The 24478-nt window shown below is 44.5% G+C and carries 25 protein-coding genes; 15 read left to right on the top strand and 10 right to left on the bottom strand.

What is annotated here, in order from left to right:
• Window positions 1–671 (bottom strand): NTTRR-F1 domain (locus AE2B122_RS19430; RefSeq protein ID WP_175075014.1); only part of this gene is annotated, 671 nt, incomplete at its 3' end.
• A 402-nt stretch (window positions 672–1073) separates the two neighbouring features.
• Here AE2B122_RS19430 and ilvD point away from each other — a divergent pair.
• The 9 genes from ilvD to AE2B122_RS18735 all read left to right on the top strand — a co-directional run bounded on the left by ilvD (window position 1074) and on the right by AE2B122_RS18735 (window position 12046).
• Window positions 1074–2741, top strand: a complete 1668-nt coding sequence (ilvD, locus tag AE2B122_RS18775) for a dihydroxy-acid dehydratase (protein ID WP_095217445.1) — start codon at window positions 1074–1076, stop codon at window positions 2739–2741.
• A 321-nt stretch (window positions 2742–3062) separates the two neighbouring features.
• Window positions 3063–4796: an acetolactate synthase large subunit gene (gene ilvB / locus AE2B122_RS18770; RefSeq protein WP_175075013.1), complete on the top strand. Its 1734-nt coding sequence runs from the start codon at window positions 3063–3065 to the stop codon at window positions 4794–4796.
• Entirely contained in the window at window positions 4793–5317 is a 525-nt protein-coding gene (ilvN, locus tag AE2B122_RS18765) for an acetolactate synthase small subunit (protein WP_038559726.1), read from the top strand. Before ilvB ends, ilvN begins: the two co-directional genes overlap by 4 nt.
• A gap of 23 nt (window positions 5318–5340) precedes the next feature.
• Window positions 5341–6387, top strand: coding sequence for a ketol-acid reductoisomerase (ilvC, locus tag AE2B122_RS18760; protein WP_175075012.1), 1047 nt, complete (start codon window positions 5341–5343; stop codon window positions 6385–6387).
• A complete protein-coding gene (locus AE2B122_RS18755; protein WP_095271713.1) occupies window positions 6365–7906 on the top strand; it encodes a 2-isopropylmalate synthase in 1542 nt (513 codons plus the stop codon). The genes ilvC and AE2B122_RS18755 overlap by 23 nt, the downstream gene beginning before the upstream one ends.
• A 23-nt stretch (window positions 7907–7929) precedes the next feature.
• Complete coding sequence (gene leuB, locus AE2B122_RS18750) at window positions 7930–9015, top strand: 3-isopropylmalate dehydrogenase (RefSeq protein WP_175075011.1); 1086 nt, start codon at window positions 7930–7932, stop codon at window positions 9013–9015.
• Between the two features lie 17 nt (window positions 9016–9032).
• Complete coding sequence (leuC, locus tag AE2B122_RS18745; RefSeq protein WP_175075010.1) at window positions 9033–10448, top strand: 3-isopropylmalate dehydratase large subunit; 1416 nt, start codon at window positions 9033–9035, stop codon at window positions 10446–10448.
• Between the two features lie 12 nt (window positions 10449–10460).
• Entirely contained in the window at window positions 10461–11042 is a 582-nt protein-coding gene (gene leuD / locus AE2B122_RS18740) for a 3-isopropylmalate dehydratase small subunit (RefSeq protein ID WP_175075009.1), read from the top strand.
• Window positions 11043–11104: 62 nt separating this feature from the next.
• Complete coding sequence (locus AE2B122_RS18735) at window positions 11105–12046, top strand: threonine/serine dehydratase (protein WP_175075008.1); 942 nt, start codon at window positions 11105–11107, stop codon at window positions 12044–12046.
• 29 nt (window positions 12047–12075) lie between these two features.
• Here AE2B122_RS18735 and AE2B122_RS18730 read toward each other — a convergent pair whose 3' ends face one another.
• A complete protein-coding gene (locus AE2B122_RS18730; RefSeq protein ID WP_095217437.1) occupies window positions 12076–12240 on the bottom strand; it encodes an Arc family DNA-binding protein in 165 nt (54 codons plus the stop codon).
• A 12-nt stretch (window positions 12241–12252) separates the two neighbouring features.
• The gene (locus AE2B122_RS18725; protein ID WP_175075007.1) at window positions 12253–13092 is read right to left on the bottom strand and encodes an SPFH domain-containing protein; all 840 of its coding nucleotides are present in this window, start codon (window positions 13090–13092) and stop codon (window positions 12253–12255) included.
• A 125-nt stretch (window positions 13093–13217) separates the two neighbouring features.
• On the opposite strand from AE2B122_RS18725, the gene AE2B122_RS18720 reads away from it, so the two are divergent.
• Window positions 13218–14006: a protein kinase gene (locus tag AE2B122_RS18720; RefSeq protein WP_175075006.1), complete on the top strand. Its 789-nt coding sequence runs from the start codon at window positions 13218–13220 to the stop codon at window positions 14004–14006.
• Here the strand turns inward: AE2B122_RS18720 and AE2B122_RS18715 are convergent.
• Both AE2B122_RS18715 and AE2B122_RS18710 read right to left on the bottom strand, forming a co-directional pair.
• Window positions 14003–14218, bottom strand: a complete 216-nt coding sequence (locus tag AE2B122_RS18715; protein ID WP_095217434.1) for a hypothetical protein — start codon at window positions 14216–14218, stop codon at window positions 14003–14005. The two genes, AE2B122_RS18720 and AE2B122_RS18715, sit on opposite strands and share 4 nt — an antisense overlap.
• Before the next feature lie 84 nt (window positions 14219–14302).
• Complete coding sequence (locus AE2B122_RS18710; RefSeq protein WP_175075005.1) at window positions 14303–14626, bottom strand: thioredoxin family protein; 324 nt, start codon at window positions 14624–14626, stop codon at window positions 14303–14305.
• Between the two features lie 146 nt (window positions 14627–14772).
• Here AE2B122_RS18710 and AE2B122_RS18705 point away from each other — a divergent pair, with 146 nt between their 5' ends.
• Window positions 14773–15813, top strand: a complete 1041-nt coding sequence (locus AE2B122_RS18705; protein WP_095217432.1) for an LCP family protein — start codon at window positions 14773–14775, stop codon at window positions 15811–15813.
• Between the two features lie 15 nt (window positions 15814–15828).
• On the opposite strand, the gene AE2B122_RS18700 is transcribed toward AE2B122_RS18705, so the two are convergent.
• Window positions 15829–16710: a diacylglycerol kinase family protein gene (locus AE2B122_RS18700; protein ID WP_095217451.1), complete on the bottom strand. Its 882-nt coding sequence runs from the start codon at window positions 16708–16710 to the stop codon at window positions 15829–15831.
• Window positions 16711–16837: 127 nt separating this feature from the next.
• On the opposite strand from AE2B122_RS18700, the gene AE2B122_RS18695 reads away from it, so the two are divergent.
• Together AE2B122_RS18695 and AE2B122_RS18690 are read left to right on the top strand one after the other, a co-directional pair.
• Complete coding sequence (locus AE2B122_RS18695) at window positions 16838–17416, top strand: metalloregulator ArsR/SmtB family transcription factor (RefSeq protein ID WP_175075004.1); 579 nt, start codon at window positions 16838–16840, stop codon at window positions 17414–17416.
• Window positions 17417–17470: 54 nt separating this feature from the next.
• Window positions 17471–18664: an MFS transporter gene (locus tag AE2B122_RS18690; RefSeq protein WP_175075003.1), complete on the top strand. Its 1194-nt coding sequence runs from the start codon at window positions 17471–17473 to the stop codon at window positions 18662–18664.
• Window positions 18665–18737: 73 nt separating this feature from the next.
• Here the strand turns inward: AE2B122_RS18690 and AE2B122_RS18685 are convergent, their stop codons facing one another.
• Both AE2B122_RS18685 and AE2B122_RS18680 read right to left on the bottom strand, forming a co-directional pair.
• The gene (locus AE2B122_RS18685; protein WP_095271689.1) at window positions 18738–18950 is read right to left on the bottom strand and encodes a DUF6366 family protein; all 213 of its coding nucleotides are present in this window, start codon (window positions 18948–18950) and stop codon (window positions 18738–18740) included.
• Between the two features lie 63 nt (window positions 18951–19013).
• Window positions 19014–20717: a DNA-binding protein gene (locus AE2B122_RS18680; protein ID WP_175075002.1), complete on the bottom strand. Its 1704-nt coding sequence runs from the start codon at window positions 20715–20717 to the stop codon at window positions 19014–19016.
• Between the two features lie 169 nt (window positions 20718–20886).
• Here AE2B122_RS18680 and AE2B122_RS18675 point away from each other — a divergent pair, with 169 nt between their 5' ends.
• Both AE2B122_RS18675 and glyA read left to right on the top strand, forming a co-directional pair.
• On the top strand, window positions 20887–21540 hold the full coding sequence (locus AE2B122_RS18675) for a GntR family transcriptional regulator (RefSeq protein ID WP_175075001.1): 654 nt from the start codon (window positions 20887–20889) through the stop codon (window positions 21538–21540).
• A 142-nt stretch (window positions 21541–21682) separates the two neighbouring features.
• Complete coding sequence (glyA, locus tag AE2B122_RS18670; protein WP_175075000.1) at window positions 21683–23029, top strand: serine hydroxymethyltransferase; 1347 nt, start codon at window positions 21683–21685, stop codon at window positions 23027–23029.
• A gap of 142 nt (window positions 23030–23171) precedes the next feature.
• Here the strand turns inward: glyA and AE2B122_RS18665 are convergent, their stop codons facing one another.
• Window positions 23172–23591: an RDD family protein gene (locus AE2B122_RS18665; RefSeq protein ID WP_175074999.1), complete on the bottom strand. Its 420-nt coding sequence runs from the start codon at window positions 23589–23591 to the stop codon at window positions 23172–23174.
• A 210-nt stretch (window positions 23592–23801) separates the two neighbouring features.
• Window positions 23802–24287 (bottom strand): DinB family protein, encoded by a 486-nt coding sequence (locus AE2B122_RS18660; protein WP_175074998.1) that lies wholly within the window; start codon window positions 24285–24287, stop codon window positions 23802–23804.
• Window positions 24288–24478 lie beyond the last annotated feature (191 nt).

The raw sequence follows: 24478 nt of genomic DNA, 5'->3' as shown, positions 1-24478 counted from the left end.
TCTCCTGTCACTCCAGTAATTCCAGTTACACCTGTTTCTCCTGTCACTCCAGTAATTCCAGTTGATCCTGTTTCTCCCGTCACTCCAGTGAGTCCCGTTGAGCCGGTTGCACCTGTTACTCCAGTTATTCCGGTCGCTCCCGTTGGTCCTGTTGCTCCAGTGATGCCGGTCGGCCCTGTTGGTCCTGTTGGTATTCCTCCTTCAGCTACTACACTCACATCATCGACTAAAACGTCAGCTGCAGCAGGGGCCGGCAGTGTATTAATTAACAAATATATTTGCGTTGTGCCTGGAGGGGCAATTTCAGTGGTTGCTGTTATTGTCGCCCAATTGCCTTGTCCAGCATAAGGAATATTTTCTGCCGAGACAGCCTGAAATAGCCCCGTTCCAGTAGTCTGAAAAGCCTCATTCAAAAAGATTATCTGAATCTGTACTGGCGGTGCGGCCAATTCACTGTCCTTAGCTAGATATAGTGATAAAGAGTAACTGTTTCCCGGGATGGCCGGTATAGCATATTGTGCTAGATAAGCAACGTTCTGTCCTCCATCAAGCTCTGCAGCAAAGTTCCCACTATGGACAAATTGCTGCGTGATTGATGCAAAGGACGAGACCCAAGGTACCAGACTGCCAGATTCGAATCCTCCGTTTTCTACGATGTTCTGGTTGGGCATCGAATTCTTCTGCCTCCTTCAAATAATTTACGCATTCCTTTTCATAATTTCTCTCCTATAACTATTCAAAAGAAATGCTTCGTGGACCCTTGTTTGACCTATATTCCTATAAGTTTTCCATTTATGTACAAGTCGTCTTATTTACAAAAACAAGGGCTATAAAAAAGTTTTTTGCCAGATTTTCTAACAATCATGCCCTGCGCTAAAGTATTGGTAGCGCTTACAAGTTATTTGAATGATTTAAAGAATCTGAAAATTTATCCAATAAGCTGTTGACCTAGCTTGGGTTAGGCGTTATGATAACTGACAATCAATCAAATAAATGAATTTTCAAATTATTCAATTCTTACTCATCATGTAAAGAGAAAGAGAACTTTTGCAACTGGGAGGTGTTTTGATCCAATGCGTAGTGACATGATCAAAACAGGGATTGACCGCGCTCCGCACCGCAGCTTGCTGCATGCGACCGGTGTAAAAACGTCTGACTTAGGAAAACCATTCATCGGTGTATGTAACTCCTACATCGATATCATTCCAGGACACATGCATTTAAACAAATTCGCTGAAGTAGTAAAAGACGCAATCCGCCAAGCAGGCGGTATCCCATTCGAATTCAATACAATTGGTGTTGATGATGGTATCGCAATGGGTCATATCGGCATGCGTTACAGCTTGCCAAGCAGGGAGATTATTGCGGATAGCGCAGAGACTGTCATACAGGCGCATTGGTTCGACGGCGTCTTCTATATACCAAATTGTGATAAGATCACACCGGGTATGCTGATGGCATCAGCAAGGACGAATGTCCCTTCTGTCTTTGTTTCCGGAGGTCCAATGGAAGCTGGAGTAAGTCCAGATGGGAAACCACTTAACCTAGTATCCATGTTCGAAGGTGTAGGCGCAGTTCAAAACGGTACAATGACCGAACAGGAATTAGCGACAATCGAGACGCTTGCTTGTCCGACTTGCGGATCCTGTTCCGGTATGTTCACGGCAAACTCTATGAATAGCCTAATGGAGATGCTCGGTATGACCGTTCCTGGAAATGGAACACTGCTCGCTACATCCGACGAACGGCATGAGTTGATTTATGAAGCCGCCAGACATCTAATCCGGCTTGTAAAAGAGGATATTCGTCCACGAGACATTATGACAAAGGAAACATTCGATAATGCATTCGCTTTAGATATGGCTATGGGAGGATCAACCAATACAGTACTCCATACTATTGCTATCGCCCATGAAGCTGGCATTGATTACGATTTGGCTGATATCAATAAGATTGCAGAGAAGGTTCCTTACCTCTCTAAAATCAGCCCGGCATCGGATTATTCGATGCATGACGTTCACCTTGCTGGTGGTGTCAGCGCCATTATCAATGAGTTGTGTAAGATTGATGGTCTCCTTCATAAGGAACGCATCACCATAACAGGTAAAACCATCGCAGAGAATGTAGAGGATTACGAGATATTGAATAAAGAAGTCATACGTCCATTGGATAATCCATACAGCCCAGTTGGCGGTCTCAGTATACTGTACGGCAACCTGGCGCCCGATGGCAGTGTAATCAAAGTTGGAGCTGTCGATCCTTCCATAAAGAAATTCCTCGGTGAAGCGATTGTCTTCGATTCACAGGATGAGGCTCAGGAAGGAATCACAAATGGAACTGTGCAGGCAGGACATGTCGTTGTCATTCGTTACGAAGGTCCAAAAGGCGGACCTGGGATGCCAGAGATGCTCTCCCCTACTTCCGCTATTGCGGGACGCGGGTTAGCTAAAGAGGTCGCTTTGATCACAGATGGTCGCTTCTCTGGTGCAACCCGAGGGATTTCTGCCGGACATATTTCTCCAGAGGCGGCAGAAGGCGGACCGATAGCATTTGTTGAAAACGGTGATCCAATTTTGATTGATCTGGAAACACGCAGCATAGAATTGCTTGTGGATGAACATGTTCTGGATACACGCCGACAGAATTGGAAACAGCCTGAACCTAAAATCAAAACAGGTTATTTAGCAAAATACGCAAAGCTTGTAACCTCAGCCAATACTGGCGGAGTGATGAAAATATAACCAAAACGAAGACGGGACCATAGAGACGGAAGCATTATATTTACAGAGAGTCAGGGACGCTGGAAGCCTGGCAATATAATCCGTCATCTCTCTTCCCTGAGCGCGAAGCTGAATTACAGTAGGCTGAGCCAGGTGTACGGCACCTGTTACCAAAACGGAGCTGGTATTTTCAGCTCCACAAGGCAGTTTACCGTAAGGAAGCTGTGAACTTGGGTGGTACCGAGAAAAGCAAAGTCTTTTTTCCCCATTTCTTGCTAGATTGCTTGAATGGAGAAAAAAGGCTTTTTTTATATAACAAAATCTATTTGGAGGGATATAACCATGAAGGTGAAGGCACAAGCCGTACAAGAAAGAAAGCCCGCTGCCGAAGTTCCGAAGACAGGTGCTGATTTATTCGTAGAAGCGCTGCAAGCAGCAGGTGTCGATACAATTTTCGGGTATCCGGGAGGAGCCGTACTTCCGATTTACGATGCCCTATACAGAGCAGAACCTCGATTCCAGCACATCTTGACACGACATGAACAAGGAGCCATACACGCTGCTGAAGGATATGCTCGTGTTTCCGGAAAACCAGGGGTTGTGATTGCAACATCAGGACCTGGTGCAACAAACCTTATCACCGGAATTGCCGATGCCATGATGGACTCCCTGCCGCTTGTTGTATTCACTGGCCAAGTAGGAAGAAGTGTTATCGGAACAGATGCTTTCCAGGAATCAGATGTGATGGGAATCACTACTCCGATTACGAAGCACAACTATCAAGTTCAAAAGCAGGAAGATATGCCGCGCATTATTAAAGAAGCGTTTTATATCGCAACAACTGGCCGTCCAGGACCTGTGGTAATCGACATCCCTAAGGACATTTCGGGAGAAGTTTACCAAACAGCGGCTGCTGAGGAACCGATTCACCTTCCAGGTTATCAGCCGACTATGAAGCCAAATAACAATCAGATCAAAAAGCTGATCCATGCGATTTCGACGGCCAAACGCCCAATTTTACTAACAGGTGCAGGTATTCTGCATGCAAAAGCATCTGAAGAAGTCCAGGCATTCGCAAAGCGTTTTCAGCTTCCTGTCGCCTCCACACTGCTTGGACTTGGAGCATTCCCTGCCAGTGAACCGCAATTTCTCGGCATGGCAGGTATGCATGGGACATATGCAGCCAACCGCGGCCTATATGAATGCGATTTACTGATCAACGTCGGAGCTCGATTCGATGATAGACTTACTGGAAATTTGGAGCACTTCGCGCCACAAGCAACAATCGCACATATTGATATCGATCCCGCTGAAATCGGTAAGATCATTCCTACTAGTATTCCAGTTGTAGCAGATGCAAAAGCTGCACTGAAACAACTGCTAACAGTAGAAGCAGAACTGCCAGATACCGAATCCTGGCGAAATCATCTGCAGGATTACAAGGAAGAATATCCGCTTTGGTATAACAATCCAGCTCAGGATCTTATCCCGCAATGGGTTATGAAGGCAGTACACAAAGCAACCGAAGGTAATGCCATTATTACAACTGATGTCGGACAGCATCAGATGTGGACAGCACAATATTATGGCTTTGACCGGCCGAATCGTTGGGTTACATCTGGCGGGCTCGGCACAATGGGATTTGGTTTTCCGGCGGCCATCGGAGCTCAGCTGGCAAGTCCAGACAGTAGGGTTATCAGTGTAGTCGGAGATGGCGGTTTTCAAATGACGATGCAGGAGCTTTCCGTCCTGCAGGAGCGAAAGCTGCCAGTTAAGGTATTGATTGTCAACAACCAAAGTCTTGGCATGGTAAGACAATGGCAGGAATTCTTTTATCAGGAACGATATTCCGAATCACTGCTCGATATCCAGCCAGACTTCGTCAAGTTGGCAGATAGCTACGACATTAAAGGTGTACGCCTGGAAACACAGGAGCAGCTAGTAGCAGAGCTACCTTCCCTACTTCAATCCGACGAACCTATTGTTATTGATTGCCGTGTGTTGCGTCAAGAGAATGTATTCCCGATGATCGCACCTGGAAAAGGGCTGCACGAAATGATTGGAGTGAGTCGATGAAACGTATCATTACGGCAACCGTTCAAAATCGGAGCGGTGTGCTGAACCGAATAACCGGTCTGATGCAGAAAAGACAATTCAATATCGATAGTATTTCGGTCGGCAAAACCGAGGTGGAGCAAATCAGCCGAATGACTTTCGTCGTTGAAGTGGAAGACATGCAGAAGCTGGAACAGCTCACAAAACAGCTTCATAAGCAGATTGACGTACTGAAAGTCGCTGATATTACCGATCACGCTATAGTTGCTAGGGAACTGGCACTCGTAAAAGTTGTCTGCCCCCCTGCCAGCCGGAATGAGCTGCAAAGTATCATTGCTCCTTTCCGAGCCAGTGCAGTTGATATCAGCAAAGACAGCATGATTGTTCAAGTAACTGGTGATTCGGATAAAATCGAGGCCTTCCTCGAGCTGGTCCGGCCTTATGGAATCAAGGAATTGACTAGAACTGGTGTAACGGCCTTCCTACGTGGGCATCAGCCGCAAGCTGCGGATGGAAACACGTATTCACTTATAACCAATTAAAAATGGAGAGGAATGACTGAACAATGGCAAAAGTTATCTATCACAATGACATTCAAGAAGAGGTATTGAAAGGTAAAAAAATCGCAGTTATCGGTTATGGCTCTCAAGGCCATGCTCACGCGCAAAACCTGAAAGAAAGCGGATTTGATGTTGTTGTCGGAGTAAGGCAAGGTAAATCGTGGGATCAAGCAGTCGAAGATGGCCATGATGTGCGTTCTGCTTTTGAAGCAGCTCAAGCAGCGGATATCATCATGATGCTCGTTCCAGATGAACTGCAGCCTGCTGTATATAAAGAGAGCATTGAGAAGAACCTGGAAACAGGAAATGCCCTTGTTTTTGCACATGGTTTCAACGTTCATTTCAACCAAATCTCTCCTCCATCTAATGTGGATGTATTCCTTGTAGCACCAAAAGGTCCTGGTCATCTTGTTCGCCGTACCTTTACAGAAGGAGCTGGTGTACCTGCCCTATTCGGTATCTATCAGGATGTGAGCGGAACAGCAAAAGAAGTTGCGCTGGCATACGCCAAAGGTATCGGAGCAGGTCGTGCAGGCATCTTGGAAACAACATTCCAGGAAGAAACAGAGACTGATTTGTTCGGTGAGCAGGCAGTCCTTTGCGGCGGACTAACGAGCCTTGTCAAGGCGGGCTTCGAAACATTGACAGAAGCAGGTTATCAGCCGGAAGTTGCTTACTTTGAATGTATGCATGAATTGAAATTGATTGTTGACCTTATGTATGAGGATGGTCTTGAGGGCATGCGTTACAGTATCTCTGATACAGCTCAATGGGGCGATTTCGTTTCCGGTCCGCGAGTTGTTAATGACGAAACGAAGGCTCGCATGAAAGAAGTATTGGAAGATATCCAAAACGGTGCTTTCGCGAAAGGCTGGATCTTGGAAAACCAAGCTAACCGTCCGCAATTCAATGCAATCAATGCAAAAGAAACAAACCATCAGATCGAAACAGTCGGCCGCGAGCTCCGCGAATTGATGCCATTCGTCAAACAAGGCAAGAAAAATCAATCCGCTGAGGAAGTGATCGTCCATGGCTCAAATAAAATTTTTTGATACAACACTGCGCGACGGCGAACAGACACCAGGAGTCAATCTAAACAAACCGGAAAAGCTTGAAATCGCCCGTCAGCTGGAGCGCCTCGGAATGGATGTATTGGAAGCGGGCTTCCCCGCTTCCTCCGAAGGTGATTTCCTCGCTGTTCAAGAAATTGCCCGAACCATTAAGACAACTGCTGTCACAGCCTTAGCCCGGGCTAAGCAAAGCGATATCGATACTGCTTGGGAAGCATTGAAGGATGCAGAGCAGCCGAGAATCCACGTCTTCTTGGCTACCTCCCCTATTCATATGGAATACAAGCTGAAAAAGACGCCGGAGGAAGTACTTCAGACTGCTGTCGAGATGGTCACTTATGCAAAGGAACGGTTCCCAATCGTCCAATTTTCTGCAGAAGATGCTTCCAGATCTGAGCTTCCATTCCTTGCGCAAGTCGTAGAAGCTGTCATAGATGCTGGTGCGACAGTTGTAAACTTGCCGGATACTGTCGGTTATGCGACACCCGCCGAGTACGGCAGAATGTTTGCCTATATGAAAGAGCACGTTCCGAATATCGAGAATGCTGATCTATCAGCACACTGTCATGATGATTTGGGAATGGCCGTTGCCAACAGCATTGCCGCAATTGAAAATGGCGCAACCCAAATTGAGGGTACGGTGAACGGCATTGGAGAACGGGCCGGGAATGCAGCACTTGAGGAAATTGCTGTCGCCCTTCATATCCGGAAAGATACGTATCAGCACTCCTCTCGCATGGTTCTGCATGAAATTAAGCGGACCAGCAGCTTGATCAGCAAATTGACTGGTATGACTGTCCCAGGCAACAAAGCAATCGTTGGCGATAATGCTTTCGCCCATGAATCTGGCATCCACCAGGACGGGATGCTAAAGCATGCGGAAACCTATGAAATCATCACGCCGGCACTAGTCGGTATGAATGCTACCAATCTAGTTCTCGGAAAGCATTCCGGCCGGCATGCTTTCAATACTAGGGTTGCAGAACTTGGTTTTGGTCTTTCTGAAACACAATTACAGGAAGCATTCGAACGCTTCAAGCGCCTGACAGACAAAAAGAAAGAAATCACCGATGATGATCTCTTTACCATAGCACTAGATGTCCAGACAAAACACGACCCAGTGAAAACGTATGAAGTAAAAGCTCTTCAAGTAACCATGGGTCCACAAAATCTGCCGACTGCAACAATTGCCCTGCAGACACCAGATCATGGTATCAAGGAAACCGCCCGGACCGGACATGGAACAGTCGAAGCTATCTACAATACATTGGCTGCTTTGATTGATGAACAAGTAACACTCACCGACTACCGCATTCATTCTGTCGGTAAAGGTGAAGATGCTCTCGCTGAAGTGCATGTGCAGCTCCAAGTCGACGGCGATCCCTTCACCGGCCGAGGCACAGCGAATGATGTACTGAAAGCCTCGAGCCATGCTTTTGTTAACGGCGTGAACCGCGCTTTGCGTGCTGCAACAATGAAAAAGGTTCAAGCATTAATCTAAACCTGACCTGGAGAGTGTTAACTATGCAAAAAAATATCGTACTGCTTCCGGGAGATGGAATCGGTCCTGCTGTGACAGAAGCCGCTGCTTCTGTCCTGCAGCAAGTGGCCGACATCTTTTCCCACAACTTCATCTTCACGAGTAAGATGGTTGGCGGTGCTGCCATTGATACATTCGGGGAACCACTGCCAGCAGACACCCTTCAAGCTTGTAAGGATACAGATGCTATTTTACTTGGTGCTGTAGGAGGACCAAAATGGGATCAGCAGCCTCCTCAACTGCGGCCGGAAAAAGGACTGCTCCAGCTGCGAAAGGGCCTAGGCCTATTTGCTAACTTGCGTCCGGTAAAAACCTTCACTTCTCTGCTTGCTAGTTCTCCGCTCAAGCAGGAAATTGTAGCAGGAAGCGATCTACTGATCGTAAGGGAGTTAACCGGCGGGCTGTACTTTGGCCTTCCAAGCGAACGTCGTGATAATGGTCAAACCGTTGTCGACACCTTGCACTATGACAAAAGCGAAATCGAACGGATTGTCGAGACAGGTTTCCAGAGTGCTATGCTCCGGGATAAACGTTTAGCTTCCGTCGATAAAGCAAATGTACTCGAATCCAGCAAGCTATGGCGTGAAATCGTCGACGAAAAAAGCAAGGACTATCCAGAAGTGAAGGTTGAGCATATGCTCGTGGATTCTACTGCGATGAAACTCATTACGAATCCAACCTATTTCGATGTCATTGTCACCGAAAACCTATTCGGAGATATCCTGAGCGATGAAGCATCCGTGCTTACCGGGTCACTCGGCCTCCTCCCTTCTGCCAGCTTGCGTGAGGATCAGCTCGGTTTGTATGAGCCAGTCCATGGCTCCGCTCCGGATATAGCCGGCAAGGATATTGCCAATCCGCTTGGAGCTATTCTTTCAGCCGCGATGCTGCTTCGTTATTCCTTTGAAATGGAAAGAGAAGCCATTGCTGTGGAAGCAGCTGTTGACGATGTGCTGCAAAACGGTTACGGAACACAAGATATGCAAGTAAATCCTGAAAGAATCGTCGGTACCCAAGAAATGACCTCCCTCGTCATCGAGCAGCTGACGGCAGCAAAAGTGAGTTCTTAAGAAAGGACCTGAGAACAATGAAGCAACCTAAGACAATTATCGAAAAGATATGGGAAAAACATACTGTTGTACAGGAGAAGGATAAGCCGGATCTCTTGTATATCGACTTGCACCTTGTGCATGAGGTGACATCTCCGCAGGCCTTTGAAGGGCTGCGTCTGGCAGGTCGGAAAGTACGGCAGCCGGAACGCACATATGCAACTGTCGATCACAACGTACCGACGATCCATCGTCCGATCATTCGTGATGAGGTCGCGCGAAAACAAATGGAAACACTCCGGTCCAATTGCGCTGAATTCGGTATCCGCCTAGCCGATATCGACCATCCGGATCAAGGTATCGTGCATGTCATCGGCCCGCAGCTCGGACTTACGCAGCCCGGCAAAACAATTGTATGCGGCGACAGCCACACCTCTACCCACGGAGCATTCGGAGCTTTAGCATTCGGTATCGGTACGAGCGAAGTGGAACATGTGCTTGCTACACAGACACTTTGGCAAAACAAACCAAAAACACTGAACGTGCATATTGAAGGTTCCTTAGGAACTGGTGTGACAGCGAAAGACTTGATCTTGGCCATCATCGGGAAATTCGGCGTCAAATTCGGAACCGGCTATGTGCTCGAGTATACCGGCGAAACTATCCGCGATTTATCAATGGAGGAACGAATGACCGTGTGTAACATGTCCATTGAAGCAGGTGCTAGAGCTGGCTTGATCAGCCCGGATGAGACGACGTTCGAATACTTGCGCGGCAGAAGATATGCGCCGGAAGGTTCTGATTTCGAAGCAGCTGTCTCTGAGTGGAAAAACCTTGCTACAGATGACGGAGCTGTCTATGACCACACCGTTTATTTAGATGCATCAGAGATCGAACCGCAAGTTACTTGGGGGACGAATCCTGGTATGTGTCTACCTATATCTGCAAGTGTCCCGGACCCAGCGCTTATTGAGGATAAGGACGAAAGAGCTTCTGTAGAGCAAGCACTTGCCTATATGGGTTTGGAGGCAAACCAACAGCTGACTTCCATTGAAATCCAGCATGTTTTCATCGGATCCTGTACGAACTCACGGATTACAGACTTGCGTAAGGCAGCAAGTGTCATCCAGGGAAGGAAGGTCCACCCTTCTGTCCGTGCCATGGTCGTACCAGGCTCGTTCACTGTCAAGATGCAAGCTGAACAAGAAGGTTTGGATCAGATTTTCCAGGATGCAGGATTCGAGTGGCGCGATGCAGGCTGTAGTATGTGTCTGGCAATGAATGAAGACGTCGTGCCAGCTGGCGAACGCTGTGCTTCTACCTCGAATCGTAATTTCGAGGGTCGTCAAGGTACTGGAGCCCGTACGCATTTAGCCAGTCCGGAAATGGCCGCGGCAGCAGCAATCGAAGGCCGCTTTGTCGATATCCGACAGGCAGTTGCACCAACTGTGTAAGGAGGAAAGAAAATGGAACCTATCAAAACACATAATGGACTTGTTTATCCATTGCCCAAACGTAATGTCGACACAGACCAGATCATACCAAAACAATTTTTGAAGCGTATTGAACGGGCAGGTTTCGGGCAATTTCTCTTTTATAACTGGCGTTTCGATGAAAATGACAAGCCACGCGCTGACTTTACCTTGAATCAGCCGAAATATGATGGTGTTTCCGTCTTGATCAGCGGTGACAACTTCGGCTGCGGTTCATCTCGCGAACATGCCCCTTGGGCCCTATTAGACTATGGTTTCAAGGTGATCATTGCACCTAGTTTTGCGGATATTTTCTATAATAATACGACAAAGAATGGGATTCTATCTATCAAACTTTCCGAGGAGCAAATAGACTACTTGCTCAATCAGGCAGAAAAGAATTCTTATACACTAACAATAGATCTGGAAAATCAAAAAGTATATGATAAGCTAGGTTTTGAGGCAGCCTTTGACATTCCTGCCTATAATAAACATATGCTTTTAAATGGACTAGACGAGATTGGCATAACCTTAAGTTATGCTGATCGTATAACACAATTTGAACAGACACATTAAAGGAGTGTGAAGGCATTGGGGATTGCTTAAGTCAGAAAAAGATAGAAGCAGCTACAGCTTATTTGAAGGGTTTGGTACATCATACGCCGATTAGGACGTCCACTTCACTGGACAAATTGGTGGGCAGGAACGTATATCTGAAGATGGAGAACCAGCAAAAAACCGGTGCCTTCAAAGCACGCGGAGCCAGCTTTAAAATTGGCAGCATGAACGAAGAGGATGCGAAGCGCGGTGTTATTGCTGCGTCTGCCGGCAACCATGCTCAAGGTGTCGCTCTTGCAGCAGCCAAACGCGGCATTCCCGCTAAGATCTACATGCCGATTCATACGCCGAAGCCGAAAGTAGAAGCAACTAAAAGTTATGGCGCAACGGTTGAGTTAGCAGGCGATACGTTCCAGGAGGCGCTATTCGCTGCCCAAAAAGAGCAGCAGCACTCTGGTGGTACTTTTATCCATCCGTTCGATGACATAGATATCATCGCCGGACAGGGCACTATTGCCGTAGAAATGCTGGCAGATCAACCAGAGCTCGACACGCTCATCGTTCCGATCGGAGGCGGCGGTCTGATTAGCGGTATCGCTTTTGCCGCCAAGCAAATCAAGCCTTCGATTCGAGTCATCGGTGTGCAAACGGAAGCAGTGTGTGCTACCTATCATGCTTTCCACAAACATTTGATACCATCCCTTGCTTGTACGACAATTGCCGAAGGTATTGCTGTCAATGAGCCAGGTAAAGTGACATTGCCACTTATACAGCAATATGTGGATGATATCGTCACTGTTTCAGAGCGTGATATAGCTGCCAGTGTCCTGCAGTTGCTTGAAAGGCACAAGACACTCGCAGAAGGTGCAGGCGCCGCTGGCTTTGCAGCACTGATGCGCCATCATCAGAGTATTCGTTCCGATCATTGCGGCATCGTCATCAGCGGTGGGAACTTCGATCTTCAGAAGCTGTCTGAGCTGCATGCACTAACTATGCATCTCCCCGCCAACAGCATGGCATAAGAAAGAGCAGGAAGCTTTTGCTTTCTGCTCTATTTTTCTTTTTCCGGCTTCAGTCTGCCTGCTTGCTTCAGCTGTTCCCGAAGCAAATATTCGATTTGAGCATTCACACTGCGAAAATCATCATCTGCCCATTTCTGCACCATGTCATAGATATCCTGGTTGATGCGTAGCGGAAAACTCTTCTTTTTTGCCATATGACCCCTGCTTTAATATAGTGATCCATTGTTCACGACGGGCTGTGTCCCGCGATCGGAAACAATGGCCACCATCAAATTATTCACCATCTGCGCCTTGCGCTCTGGATCTAGTTCCAAATCTCCTTCGTTCAAAGCTTCCACAGCATCCATTGACATGCCGACTGCACCTTCTACAATCATCTTGCGGGCAGCAATGATTGCTGCTGCCTGCTGGCGCTGTAGCATTGCTTGGGCTATTTCTGTTGAGTAAGCAAGATGCGTAAAACGTGCCTCCATCACTTCCACTCCAGCTTCATTTAGCCGCGCTTCCAGTTCAGCCTGCAGTTTACCAGTAATTTCATCCCCATTCTCACGCAGAGAAAACCCAGATTCGTTGAAATTATCATATGGATAATTTGAAGCGATATGACGGACTGCAGCTTCACTTTGGATTGCGACAAATTCCTCGTAATCATCTACATTGAACGCCGCTTTTGCTGTATCTACTACACGATACACAATCACTGCAGCTATTTCAATCGGATTCCCTTCTATGTCATTTACTTTTAGAGTCTTAGAGTTGAAGTTACGGATACGCAGAGTAATCCGCTGTCTCGTTGTCAGAGGAATAGTCAGGAACAAACCATTGGCACGAATTGTACCGATATATTTACCGAAGAAAGTCACGACGTAGGCTTGATTAGGAGGTACAATCACGATTCCAGTTACCAGCAATACAGCAACAAGGAAGAGAACGACAGCCAAAACGATAGCCTCCTGTGTCAAACTGAAAATACCAGCGCCTGCACAAGCTAGGATGATCAGCACCCCGAGGAAACCATTTAAGGAAACAGCTTGCTTTTCTTTCATACACGTCACTCCTACATTTTCATATTAAAGTGATATCACTTTAATATTATTATATATTCTGACAACACACTTTGCAACCCGCAGACAAGCATATATACTTAAAGAAAAAAGATCGGGGAATTCACATGTTATATCAGGTCTTCAGACCGTTTCGATTATTGCACCGCTTCCTTGTAGATAAAAATTATCCTCAAGGGGCGTATATTGCCGAGAGGTACCGCGTCATCCGTAAACTCGGCTCCGGCAGCTATGGTACTACTTATCTGTGCGTTGATAGTATCCAGCAGAAAACATGTACAGTGAAACAGCTCCGGCGCAGCCGGCAAGGGCGGAAGAAATATTTTCGAATGTTTCAGCAGGAGTATAAGTTGCTCAGTGAACTCAAGCATCCTTCCATTCCGTCTGCCAGCTCCTTCTTCCACACGGATGACGGCTATTTCTTCGTCATGGATTTTGTTTCCGGTGAAAATCTGGAACAGCATATTTTTGATACAAAAAAGCAATATTACGAAAAAGAAGCACTTGCTTTGACTATCGATGTTGCTCAAGTTGTAGACTATCTGCATACACGTCGTATCTACCACGGTGACATTCGCATTCCGAATGTCATGTTAGCAGCTGGACATGCTTCCCTTATCGACTTTGGTCTTGCGAGGCAGTTCAGCGGTCCAAAGAGTTTGGAGGAGCAAAGTCGTCTGGAACAAGATCTGTTCGATTTAGGTGATATCCTGCTTTATCTTTTGTACACCACTTTTGAAAAAACAACTAAAAAAGCTCTCCCTTGGACGGAAGAGCTCACTTTATCACCCGCATGTAAGCATGTGCTTGAGAGATTATTAGGCATCCAGGAACCCTTCCCTTCTGTATCCGAGACAATTGATGCCTTAAGAAAAACAAAAGAAGCAGCAGATTAACTGCTGCTTCCATACCCACGTCGCTTGTACCGGCTGCTCCCGCCATAACGATTACGGCCATAGCCGCTGCTGCCGCTAGAGCCTCGACGTCCTCGATAACCACTGGAGTCGTAGCGGCGACCGCGATGGCCGCTGGAATCATATCTTCTGCCGCGGCGATGGCTGCTGCCACCTGCGGATTCTTTTATTTTACGGATGAATTTCTTGAACATAGATTTCCCTCCCTAAATAGCAACTTGTCTATTTACGCAAATGATATCATGTTAGTTTCAAGAAGTACGTTTCTTTACAAATTCTTAATAATTTGTCATCGCAATGAGTTTTTCCAATCTATTTTCAAACTCCTCCATTCGAATAAAACGGCCTTCTCTGATCTGTTCTTTTCCTTCTGCAAATACCAGGATAGTCGGTGCTCCAAATGCAAGAAATTTCCCTGTAACTTCCGGCACCTCACTGGCATCTGAATATCCCAGTTCGACTTGTGGATGTGTCTGCAGCATATCCTCTATTCGCGGTAGCAAGGCCTGACAGACACTGCAGCCTGGTGAGGAAATGAATAAGACAGCAAGTCTATTCGTACTGATAAAACCTTCCACGTTGTCGATGCTATGCAATTTCATTCTATCCACCTGCTTTATTGGTTGTTTCCTCCATCATATAGAATCATACCCCTCGATGGCGAATGATATGATATAGTAGACTCTGGGGATATTCAAACATATTTTGACAAAATTCTAGATTAGCAGATTAAAGGAGAAACACATATATGGCAAAAGACGATAAACAGGAGTTGCGCCGCTCACAGAAAAAGCGGAAGAAATCCCGCAAGAAGCGCGTTATCCGCAATATATTTATTATTGTATTACTTTTGATTCTCATCCCGGCAGCATATGCTGGTTATCTTTATGTAAAAGCAGGTAATTTGGCCAATGATTCTTTCGTAGATGATGGCCGTGACAAATCATCTCTTCGTGACAGTGCAGTAGATCCTGCCGAAGATAGCGTCAGCGTCTTGTTTATTGGATCTGATTCAAGCCAAAAACGTGAACAAGACAATATCGGTAAACGTTCTGATACGATGATTCTTGCTACATTTAATAAAGATGATAAAAGTATTAAAATGCTGAGCATTCCACGTGATACGTATACCTACGTACCTTATCTTGAACGCAACACAAAAATAAACGGTTCGTATAACGGCGGTCCTACAGCAACAGTGGAAGCAGTCGAAGAACTGACTCAGGTTCCAGTCGATTATTATATCGATGTAAACTTTGAGGCATTCATCAGCGTTGTCGAAGCATTAGATGGTGTTACAGTTGACGTACCATATGAACTGAATGAAATGAACTCCAAGGATGAAAAAGGTGCCATCCACCTACAGCCAGGTGTTCAAACTTTGAACGGAGAAGAAGCACTAGCCCTTGCTCGTACACGTAAGCAAGATAGTGATTTTGCCCGCAGTGAACGTCAGCAGCAGATCATCGAAGCGATGATGGATAAAGCGACAGACATGAGTTCGGTGCTTAAGTATTCAAGTCTGCTGGATGCTGTTGGCGATAATATGACGACGAACATGACATTTGACGAGATGAAGAGCTTTATCTCTTACGGTGTGAACAACAAATTAACAGTGGAAAGCCTGAAGCTCGAAGGCCAAGGCGGAAATGGAATTGTCCCTGGCTATAACGCATACGCTTTCCTTCCTGATGCAACATCATTGGCTAATGCTACTCAGACGATGCGTGATCAGCTAGAATTACCAGCTGTTGATAACACAACTACTACATCTACAACCTCGCCTTAAAAAGGCGAGGTTTTTTTATACTTCTTTTGGAACGACGACACGAATTTCTTCTGGTAAAACTTTGGCTTCAAAAGGCAGAGGCTCCCCTTCATCTCCATCTATATTGACGACAAGCTCCGTATCAGAAGCAACACTGAGTTCTTTAGCTTGGAAATAAGTGACTTGCTCATTGGATGCCAAGTTACCTTTGAAGATATCAGGTATCAGCTTAGCTGCTTTTGGAATGGACAATTCATTTAAAATAAAGACATGAAACAGATGATCATCTACTTCAGCTTGTTTGGCAAACTTCTCGAATCCAGCTACCGAGTTTGTCAATGCGACTAGCATCATATATGCTTTGTTATCATACGCTTCCTTTTCACCTGTATGGACACTAATGTGGAAAGGTGTCTTGTCTCGGAATGCTTTCGCTCCCTCCATTAGATATGCAAAATGGCCATATTTGCTTTTCTCCTCTGGTGTTACATCATACACTGCTTCTGCAATCACACCGACAGCAAGCACGTTCATAAAATATCGATCACCTAATTTACCAATGTCGACTGCTTTTGTATGATAGTCCTCAAGTAAAGCTAATGCTTGCTCTGGTTTTCGCGGTATTTGCAATGCACGGGCGAAGTCATTCACTGTGCCGAGCGGAACAAAAGCAAAATTAGGCTGCTGTTCCTTTTCGGCTAACCCATTGATACATTCATTGATCGTCCCATCTCCGCCCATCGCCAGCAGCGTTTTATATGTACCATCACAAGCAGACGCAGCAAATCCGGTTGCATCCCCCTCTTTTTCAGTGTACTTTACCACCACTTGTTCGTGCCGTTTGCCAAGTAGCGCTACCGCTTGTTCCTCATATCGCATCGCTTTTTCCTTACCTGATGAAGGATTGATAATCAGCATAGCCCGCACAGCTTCCGCCTCTTTCTCTTTTTTCTAATTTATACCCTTAACAGGAAGATAATGAAACAATAAATTAATTTGATAATTATCAAATTAGATGTTAATCTAATCTAAAGGAGATGAAAATATGCAGCTTGATAAGTTAGTCCGATTTCATAAAGCCGTTGGGGATGCAACAAGAATGCGCATTATTGCAGTTTTGAAAAAGGGTCCTCTTCATGGGCAGGTAATTGCGCATAAACTAGGATTGAAGCCTCCTACTATCACACATCATATGACGAAGCTAAGAGAAGTTGGGATTGTCTATCAGCGCAGGGATGGCAACACAATCTACTTTTACTTGGACGAACCACGACTGACAAAGCTTGCAAACAGCATTCTGCAGCTTGGTCAAGAAAGTGAACATCCGAGCGCAGATTTAGAAGCGGAAGAAAAACTAAAGATAGTTAAAAACTTCTTTTCCTTAGATGGAAAGCTCACGCAATTGCCAGCTCAGGAGAAAAAACGCGTGATAATTCTAGCTTATATGATCCAGCATCTAAAGCGACATCATATATATGAAGAACAAGAACTGAATTCCTACATCCAGAAATATTGTGAGGATTATGCAACCATCCGTCGCGAATGGATCATGCATCATTTCATTTACCGTGATGGGAATACATATCAGCTTAATCCGGAAGAAATGTGGCCTGCTTCTTTTTAGGAGCAGCCTCCTTTTTCAAAACTAATTAGATATTCATCAAATCAGGAGGTACAAATGCTGCTATTACAGAATCACAATTATCGTATGTTACTAGTTTCCAGTATCTTTTCGAGCTTTTCTATTTCTATGTATCTGCTAATCGAGCAGTGGTATGTTGTAAATGAACTAGGTGTTCCAAAATTGGTTGGTGCAGTTTTACTGGCAACGACTCTGCCACGTGTTATTTTTATGTTTGTCGGAGGGATGCTTGCTGATCGACTACGAAATAGCCGCATCATTTTCTTTTCCCTTTTGAGCCGGAGCATCTTGATGCTGCTCGCTGCGCTTCTTTCCGAGGAGAATTTGCTTCATCTTCTGCCACTACTCTTTTTTGCTGTTATATTTGGGATATCAGATGCTTTTTTCTGGCCCGCTCGTGATGCTATCATCACACAGCTTATACCAGAAGCGTATTTAACAAAAGCGAATGCCTATATGCAGACAATCAACCAGCTCGGCGTAGTTCTTGGTCCGCCAGCTGCAGCCTTGTTATTATCTTACTTTTCCTACTCCACAGTATTCGTTATCATTTGTACCCTTCTACTATTCAGCTGTCTCTGTCAATTGACTATTAAGGAACCTCGTAAAGTGATTCAAACTGATGTATCTATCTCTGTACAGATACAGGAGGCACTACAATATATAAAGACTAGTCCCATCCTTCGTTTGCTTATGCTGACATTCGTCATTGATAATTTACTGTACATAGGTCCGCTGATGCTGAGTATTCCGCTCTTTGCCGAAAGCATACTGACCGGCGATGCTTTTACATTAAGTTTTCTTCAAATTAGTTTTTCCGGTGGTATTATTATTGGCGGCATTCTGCTAGGTCTGCTTACAATAAAGAAGCAAGGGCGCTGGATAACAGCAGTTTTATTGGGAGAAGGTATACTCCTAGGTTTGTATAGCCAGTCTAAAAGCTTCATTCTTTCTAGTATCCTGCTATGCTTGCTCGGAATCTGTGTCTCTTCCATCAATGTTCCCGTCATCAGTCTTATCCAGCGAGTTGTACCGAAGCACCTGACTGGAAGGGTGTTAAGTGTGAGTACGCTCGTTAGCATCGGCTTGGTTCCATTGTCTTACGGACTCGTCTCCTTACTGCTGATAGCGGATATTTCAATTGTATCTATACTGCTGGTGTCCAGTTTAAGTATTGTTATTTTCAGCAGTATATTAATCTTGCAGAAAAATAGTTTTCGCAAGATTTAGGAATATATAATGCAGACTCATTTCTTATGTACAAATTTAATTGTATTAGAAAAGACCTCCAAAAGAGGTCTTTTTATCTTAAGAATATAAATGCAGTAATAACGCCGATCAGAACGAGCAAAATGACCCCTGTTACCTTCCAGCTTAAACCGCCTACTAAATCAACAAGGTTTCCACTATCACTTCTGTTGAATGCATCGCTCACATTTCCAGTTGGATTTCGTTTTATTTCTTCTTGTCTCAATCTTTCCCTTCGCAGTTCAGCTGTTTCTTTTTCTTTACTCATAACAGCACCCTCTTTCAATCTGATTTTAAAAAAGCCAGCTTTCACTTTGAAAGCTGGCTAAATTTAATTCAATCCTTCAATTGAAATCTGCTCTATCGTTGCTGATGCTGCTCCATCCTGCATAGCAGCCTCGAAGCTGACTTGGTCTCCCTCTTTCAGAAAGATTGCATATGGCGCATCAGTGGAGTTAATGCTGTAGATAACATCCTGATCCTTCAGCAAGAATTGAATCGTTTTCGCCCCGGCATTGTCGCTGGAAATAAAGAGACGATTCACTTCTCCGCTCACTTGCTGCACAGGCGCATCACCTGTCGATTCTGCTGTACTCGTATCTGTGCTAAGCTGCAGTCGATACGCTTCCAATGTACTTTTCGCATTATCTCCAAAAACGACGTAGTCAGAATCTGCCGCTCGGACGTATGCATATTGCTTGAAAATACCATTGGAATCGAGCACGCTGATTACCCAGGTCGGATTGCCGTCAATATTGTATAGTACCGGCATTTTCCCTTCCCACTTTTTCTCGGGATATTCCTTTTCGACCACTTGCACTGCACCAGAGGAATCCATGATACCATTGTTCTTCTCACCACCGAAGAATGTCACTTCCCCTGTCCGGCCATCTACCATCGAGTAGCCAAGAGCAGAGTCGATATTCTCTTTGGGTGATTTGAAATCGGTGAAGTACTGGATGCTGCCATCTTCGGCGAATACTGCTGTCACACCATGTTCCGTCCCATTATCGTTCGGAATCTTCACGCCAGCTTTGCCGAAGTGACGGTTCCAGAACCCACCGCTGTATTCACCGTAATACGTATTGAGCTTACTAGCCATTTCTGGAGAAATCGTATTCTCAATAAAATCAGGTGCTTGATCAGCATCGTAAATCTTCGACTCTCCATTGTACGGGTTCACAACGACAACCTTAATATCGTCGCCATTCGCTTTTTTAGCGAAAAGCTTTGGCTGGTAGACTGTCTGAACGTACCATGCTTTTCCTTCTTCATCGATTTCTAGACGCGCTTCCCCTTCCTGGATGTAGGAAGGATAACGGGAATAAATAATCCGCTGCAAATCTTTGTGGAAGTAGGCAGATGGTACATAAGACAATTTATTTTCTACAAATTCAGGCTGCGCCCCTAGATCTGTCGCATTAATAACAAAGTACCCGGATGTCTCCCCGCCTTTAAGCCATTTGAAGAAGCCGTCAAATTCTACAGGTGCGATGTATTCATTCGTACCGCCAACTGTCTGCGTCTGTAGACTGCCGAGGTGATAGAGCTGTGTATCCGGTACTACGCTCATTTTTTTGTTCATCTTGTTACGAACAGAGCTCGGTGCAATTGCGATTGGTGTTTTGTCTTCGTCCAGCGGTTTTGCTTCTTCTTCAGTTGATTTGACTACATGGTCATACGATGATTGATACACTGCAAAATTGGCAATCACGCAAACTACCGCTCCGATAACGACTACTACTAATAGTATTCCCGCTAGTGAAACACCTACATTCTTTGTTTTCTTTTCTGCTTGTTTACTTCCAAAGAGCGGAAATGCTGCAAAGAAGATACCGATTGCGTTCAGCCACAAAATATTTTGGATAATGAATGCTGGTAATACGAAGTAGATGATAATGATTAGTATGATATAAGCGGCAATACCTGCTGCCACGTACTGCTTAAGCTTTGCCTTTCCTCCTCCAGCTGCTAAATCAGCCAGAGCAATAAGGATAAAGCCAGCCAGACTGGCTAAAGCGATTAAAAAGATCATGCTGTTCCTCCTTTTGATGTCGTACTAACTATACGGTATAAAGGAAAGAAATGTTTCATGTATTTAGGACTGCTAATGATAAGAGCTGCAAAAGAGATGCTGAGCAAGAATTACCGATTCGTCCCATTTGATTATTATGGAAGTTTTTCAAATGTGATATATTGATTTTATGAAAAGTATAAATCAAATCCATCGCACATCATTACGTGATCAAGTGTATCAGCAATTAAGAAACGCTATTATTAATTTAGAACTTGAGCCTGGCGAAAGAGTAAATGACAAAGTATTAGCAGAAGAATTCGGAGTCAGCAGAACTCCAGTTAGAGAAGCATTAAAACGATTAGAGGATGAGGGGTTAATTGTATCTTCTCCTGGTTCTGAAACGAAAGTCAGCTTAGTTGACAATAGCCAATCAAGAGATGCCTTCACTGTTGTAGCTTCACTCCATGAGCTAGCTGCCCGTCTGGCAATTCCTTATCTAACCGAAGAACATGCAGTGATTATGGAAAAGATAAATGGCGATTTTGAGTTAGCCATTAAAAATGCGAAGCGATTAGAGGCAATCCAGCTAGATGATCAATTTCATGAAGTCATTCTCATTGCATCCAATAATCCAGAGATTTTGGTTGCGCTCGAACGGCTAATGTCTAAAATCAGACGGTTGGAACTCCTAAAGTTCAATGAACTTGATGGGATGAATTCAGTGAAACAGCATCACGACATTATCCAGTCCATCAAAAATAACCAAACCGATCTACCAGAATTAATGAAACAAAACTGGCTGAGCTTATCTAGTCAGCTCACAAGCGATATTTCAAATTAAAGCTGCTTTCTTTAAGCGGCTTTAATTTTTATTGGCATTTCTTCTTACAAGATAATAGTGCTGTCTCCTGTTCCATGCTACGATTACACAAAATAACCAAACCGATATATTGGTTTTTGGTTTTGGGAAAGGGGTAGTTTTTATGGTTACTATTCGTGATAAACAAGTTCTGCAGTCTGAGGTACATGATCCAATCGTTTTACAACAAGCACGTGATATTCTCGACAAATGTTCATCCCCTCGCTTGATGCAGCAGGAAGTAATCAATGCCGTGGAGCGCAATGCCATTTGGCGCGGAGAGGAATGTCTTAACCTACTCGCTCCTGAAGCACCGACTAGTCCCACAGTCAGAAACCTTTTATCGTCAGAAGTAGGTACCCGAGCAGCTGAAGGTCACATTGGTCCAACACAGCGCTGGTTTTCCGGGACGAAACATATCGATGAAATTGAATCCCTCTGCGTAGAATTGCTAAAAAAGGTATTCAAATCAAATTACGCTGATCACCGTCTTGTCGCAAGTATGCTTGGTAATCTTACCGTATATGCAGCATTAACAAAGCCAGGCGATAATATCATGACCATACCGCAGCCAACTGGAGGTCATTCGAGTAACCGTCAAGATGGTCCTGCTGGTATACGCGGATTGAATATTTATGATGTTCCAATGGATCCGAACGAGCTAACCGTTGATTTAGATGCTTTCGCTGCAAGAGCGCGTGAAATCAAACCAAAACTTATATCACTCGGAGCATCGATGACTTTATTTCCATTCCCTCTGAAAGAAATGTCTGCCATTGTAGCGGAATGGGGCGGAAAAATATTCTTTGATGGTGCACACCAGCTTGGCCTAATCGGCGGCGGGCAATTCCAGGATCCGCTTCGCGAAGGCGCAGTAATCATGACTGGATCAGCCGGTAAAACATTCAGCGGACCGCAAAGCGGGATCATCGTTTGGAATGATCCAGAAATCAACAAACCTATAACAGATGCAATCTTCCCTGCTCTTGCTGCAACACACCAAGTGAATCGTGTAGCCGCTTTAGCCGCAGCTGCTGCCGAATTCCTCGCTTTTGGTGAAGACTATATGGCTCAAATTGTTAAAAATGCTCAAGCATTAGGAAGTGCTTTGCAGGAGCGAGGGTTAACAATGCTTGGAGCGCATAAAGGCTTTACACGTACACATCAAGTCATTGCAGATGTTCGTGCTTATGGTAACGGACTAGACATCGCCAATAAACTTGGTCAAGCAAATATCATAACGAACAAAAACCTCATTCCAAGTGACCAGCCAGAGAATTGGGATTACCCGAGCGGTCTGCGTATCGGAACCACTGAAGTGACGAGATTAGGAATGAAAGAAAAAGACATGGAAACAATAGCAGACTTCATATTAGCTGTACTAGAGGATAAAAAATCACCTGAAAACATTCGCAAAGAGGTCATTGAATTCCGCAAACAGTACCAAAAGATACATTATTGCTTTGACTGATGTTTCCTAACAAAAAAGGACCAGCGGATGAACATAATAGTTCACCGCATGGTCCTATTCATCTGTAATCAAATACAGATACTCAGACAGTTATAAGCTTAGCTTTATCCCTTATGCAATTGAGAAATCAATCATTCCTAAATTATCGGCTGTAAACTACATAAGTACCGCCTATCAAATCATGTAGCCCCCGCCTATCCTCCATCACAAGCACCATAACAGCACTAATCAGTAAGGATATACCTAAAGTAACAAATACCAGCAGTCCATTGCCAATAACCTCTCTAAGAATCATGTTGGCAAAAGTAACATCTCCACCGTCTGTTCGTTTGATTTTAATTCCCATAAGCCGTTTTCCAATGACATATCCTTTCCATAGAACAGGAAGTACTGTCAAATATATAACATATCCAATATCCCATAAGTAGCCATCTGACCATTCAGTAGAAAATTCCCCCTGTATAAAGTAGAGCAGGATACTGATAGGAATAATAAGAATAAACATGTCGATGATACTAGCGAAAAACCTGATTCCAAATCCTGCACGATTAAATTCATACATTAAGATAACTCCCCCCTCAAATAACTTTAACATATAATTCCATTTATTGATGTAGCTAAAAGGAAACTGGACATAAATGTTTTGACAAAAAAAATGGACCTGCTGGTGAATACCATCAGATCCATTTTAAAAATATTTAAAGTCTACTGCTGGTTAAATAGATGCTTAGGCCATCTACATATAACGTTTCAAAAGCCATTACATGTAGTGTTATTTATTGGAATAAGAAGAAAGGCCCCGCCCTATGAAGTTCGCAGAAACGGGGCTTTTTCCGATTTCCCTTGCCCATATGGATAATTGTCCAATATGATGAATTTCATGAGCAATAATATGTCGCATGACTTCACCCCAAGTATCCGTTACAACTCTTCCATCTGATAAGGTATCGTAAAATATACGTCCCTCCATATTAGCATCCCATTTATTAACAAAGCTTTCTACTTCTAAATGAAAATCTGCGTTCAATTCTCGAACCTTTTTCAAGCTCTTATAAGCATCGAAACTGTCCTGGAAGTCGGTTTTGTCTTGTATGAGACGAATCCAGCTCCATTCGACATCAACTATATGGAAAAGTGTATGTAATATACTTCCCTTTCCACCCACACGGTCTAGTAGCAGTTCTTCTTCATTCAACTCTTCACACCAATGATACCATTCTTCTCTAACCATCCAGTTATATCTAAAAAATAATTGCAAAGAAGACCCTCCCAGTTTGGAGATAATTAAACGGTGACAAAATACTAGAGCAATACCAAACATTACATAACTACTTTTTCTGCATGTCTTTGATGAATTCCTTGTTTAATTTATTTGCCCTATGAGAAGGTAAAGTAATACAAGAGGACACAAATAAGCAATTAAACTTCCATCTCATATCTATTGAAGAG

The organism is Terribacillus sp. AE2B 122 (genome assembly GCF_902497585.1).
In the GTDB taxonomy this organism is placed as follows: Bacteria; Bacillota; Bacilli; order Bacillales; family Amphibacillaceae; genus Terribacillus; species Terribacillus saccharophilus_A.
The sequence above is the reverse complement of the archived record's forward strand: the minus strand, read 5'-3'. Positions and strand labels throughout refer to the sequence as shown.

What these genes read in the sequence shown, in the direction of transcription:
- AE2B122_RS18700 (WP_095217451.1), bottom strand. Translation starts at nt 16,710, where the DNA reads ATGCTGATTATCAATCCTTCATCAGGTAAGGAAAAAGCGATGCGATAT.
- leuD (WP_175075009.1), top strand. Translation starts at nt 10,461, where the DNA reads ATGGAACCTATCAAAACACATAATGGACTTGTTTATCCATTGCCCAAA.
- ilvB (WP_175075013.1), top strand. Translation starts at nt 3,063, where the DNA reads ATGAAGGTGAAGGCACAAGCCGTACAAGAAAGAAAGCCCGCTGCCGAA.
- AE2B122_RS18715 (WP_095217434.1), bottom strand. Translation starts at nt 14,218, where the DNA reads ATGTTCAAGAAATTCATCCGTAAAATAAAAGAATCCGCAGGTGGCAGC.
- AE2B122_RS18675 (WP_175075001.1), top strand. Translation starts at nt 20,887, where the DNA reads ATGAAAAGTATAAATCAAATCCATCGCACATCATTACGTGATCAAGTG.
- AE2B122_RS18690 (WP_175075003.1), top strand. Translation starts at nt 17,471, where the DNA reads ATGCTGCTATTACAGAATCACAATTATCGTATGTTACTAGTTTCCAGT.
- AE2B122_RS18730 (WP_095217437.1), bottom strand. Translation starts at nt 12,240, where the DNA reads ATGGCAAAAAAGAAGAGTTTTCCGCTACGCATCAACCAGGATATCTAT.
- AE2B122_RS18755 (WP_095271713.1), top strand. Translation starts at nt 6,365, where the DNA reads ATGGCTCAAATAAAATTTTTTGATACAACACTGCGCGACGGCGAACAG.
- ilvC (WP_175075012.1), top strand. Translation starts at nt 5,341, where the DNA reads ATGGCAAAAGTTATCTATCACAATGACATTCAAGAAGAGGTATTGAAA.
- AE2B122_RS18695 (WP_175075004.1), top strand. Translation starts at nt 16,838, where the DNA reads ATGCAGCTTGATAAGTTAGTCCGATTTCATAAAGCCGTTGGGGATGCA.
- AE2B122_RS18725 (WP_175075007.1), bottom strand. Translation starts at nt 13,092, where the DNA reads ATGAAAGAAAAGCAAGCTGTTTCCTTAAATGGTTTCCTCGGGGTGCTG.
- AE2B122_RS18685 (WP_095271689.1), bottom strand. Translation starts at nt 18,950, where the DNA reads ATGAGTAAAGAAAAAGAAACAGCTGAACTGCGAAGGGAAAGATTGAGA.
- glyA (WP_175075000.1), top strand. Translation starts at nt 21,683, where the DNA reads ATGGTTACTATTCGTGATAAACAAGTTCTGCAGTCTGAGGTACATGAT.
- AE2B122_RS18720 (WP_175075006.1), top strand. Translation starts at nt 13,218, where the DNA reads ATGTTATATCAGGTCTTCAGACCGTTTCGATTATTGCACCGCTTCCTT.
- leuB (WP_175075011.1), top strand. Translation starts at nt 7,930, where the DNA reads ATGCAAAAAAATATCGTACTGCTTCCGGGAGATGGAATCGGTCCTGCT.
- AE2B122_RS18710 (WP_175075005.1), bottom strand. Translation starts at nt 14,626, where the DNA reads ATGAAATTGCATAGCATCGACAACGTGGAAGGTTTTATCAGTACGAAT.
- ilvD (WP_095217445.1), top strand. Translation starts at nt 1,074, where the DNA reads ATGCGTAGTGACATGATCAAAACAGGGATTGACCGCGCTCCGCACCGC.
- AE2B122_RS18665 (WP_175074999.1), bottom strand. Translation starts at nt 23,591, where the DNA reads ATGTATGAATTTAATCGTGCAGGATTTGGAATCAGGTTTTTCGCTAGT.
- AE2B122_RS18705 (WP_095217432.1), top strand. Translation starts at nt 14,773, where the DNA reads ATGGCAAAAGACGATAAACAGGAGTTGCGCCGCTCACAGAAAAAGCGG.
- AE2B122_RS18680 (WP_175075002.1), bottom strand. Translation starts at nt 20,717, where the DNA reads ATGATCTTTTTAATCGCTTTAGCCAGTCTGGCTGGCTTTATCCTTATT.
- ilvN (WP_038559726.1), top strand. Translation starts at nt 4,793, where the DNA reads ATGAAACGTATCATTACGGCAACCGTTCAAAATCGGAGCGGTGTGCTG.
- leuC (WP_175075010.1), top strand. Translation starts at nt 9,033, where the DNA reads ATGAAGCAACCTAAGACAATTATCGAAAAGATATGGGAAAAACATACT.